General features: G+C 45.5%; 2 protein-coding genes. Both read right to left on the bottom strand.

Going from position 1 to position 1,291, the window contains the following annotated elements; genetic code table 11:
* Positions 1 to 83 precede the first annotated feature (83 nt).
* Positions 84 to 446: a hypothetical protein gene (locus EYA77_RS10015; RefSeq protein WP_167815859.1), complete on the bottom strand. Its 363-nt coding sequence runs from the start codon at positions 444 to 446 to the stop codon at positions 84 to 86.
* 137 nt (positions 447 to 583) lie between these two features.
* The gene (locus EYA77_RS10010; protein ID WP_209314995.1) at positions 584 to 1,249 is read right to left on the bottom strand and encodes a hypothetical protein; all 666 of its coding nucleotides are present in this window, start codon (positions 1,247 to 1,249) and stop codon (positions 584 to 586) included.
* Positions 1,250 to 1,291 lie beyond the last annotated feature (42 nt).

Raw genomic sequence — 1,291 nt, 5'->3', positions numbered from 1 at the left:
GTATCGTGGGCTTCCCAAAATGCGCGTACCCGGGCTTCTAAATCCCGGGGATTTTCTTTGAGATCTATTGTTTTATACATGTCTTAGATTTTCTTTGCTCTTCCTGTTCTTTTGGGCCCCGGAACATAGGCGTTTTTACCTACCGGGTGGGCTTTTTTATGTTCATAGGCTTGTTGGGTGGGGTGGGTTTCTTCCACTTCATTTTCCGCATGCTCTGCAAAAAGCTCGGCAAAATGCTCTTTAAGTTCTTCGTTTTCGCTCACATACTTCTTCCAGTCTTCCATCGCGGCATCCATATCCACGCAACGGGTGCAAAGTACCAGAAGGTTCTGTTCGGATACACCGATCCAACCGCGGTCATAACAATCGTCACAACGTTTTTTCTTGCGGTGGTTCAGGGCTATCTTCTTGGCTTCATCAAGATGTAATTCATCCAATGTAAACATAATCTATCTCCTTTGTTTGAGATGCCTCTATCGGGCTGATACACTGCCAAAGCAGGGATATCGGCTCATTTTGAACCATAATTTTGTATGGCACAATTTTGTAAAAGCTTTTTTTTGCCAGGTAGCTATGATTCTCCCTATTCCTTTTTACGGCGTCCTTTGCCTTTGCTCTTCGGCGGCTCTGCCACGGGTTCTTCCACCACGAATTCGTGTTCTTCCGCTTCTGGTTCCGCGCTAAATTGCATGGGACTTTCGATCACGGATTTTTTCATTTCCACTCTTACAATCGGCTGTAAGCGGTGGGTTACGATAAACAGGTTTTTCTCCCGGGATAGCGCAAGCTTGTCTTCCGCGCTCATCGCGTCGATCTCTTTCAGGTTCACGATGCGTTCAATCTTGCCGCTCGTCATGTCCACGATCTGCACAAATTGTTGCTTTTCCGCCATGAACTCTACCTCCAGTTGGTATTTTTCGGGGAATTTATTGACGATATCCAGAACGAATTCCAGATACTTTTGGTGATGATTCTGATACCAGATCCGAAACGCTTTGCATCTGCGCACACGCGGACATACCGCACACAGCTCGGGCGCTATCTGCCGGTGACGCTTTATTTCGCAATGCAGGATTCGTTGTTTCTTCACGAAATGCAGATTGTAAGGCAATCGATTTACTGTCAAGGACTTCTTGGGCTGGGGCAGTTTCGGGTATTTTCTCTGGTTTGTTTGTAGTTGAAAAGAGTCACTGAAATCTGCAAATTGGGTCACCGAAAACTGCAAATTCCAAAATAGATACAAATCCAAGACTCTAAATACTACCTAACGAAACACGTACTGGTATATTGC

Origin of the sequence: Methanocorpusculum sp. GPch4 (assembly GCF_012062385.1) — an archaeon.
Classification (GTDB): Archaea; Halobacteriota; Methanomicrobia; order Methanomicrobiales; family Methanocorpusculaceae; genus Methanocorpusculum; species Methanocorpusculum parvum.
Note: the sequence above shows the minus strand (reverse complement) of the source record. Positions and strands in the feature narration are given on the sequence as shown.

Coding starts and splice junctions, on each gene's coding strand:
- EYA77_RS10015 (WP_167815859.1), bottom strand. CDS start 446: ATGTTTACATTGGATGAATTACATCTTGATGAAGCCAAGAAGATAGCC.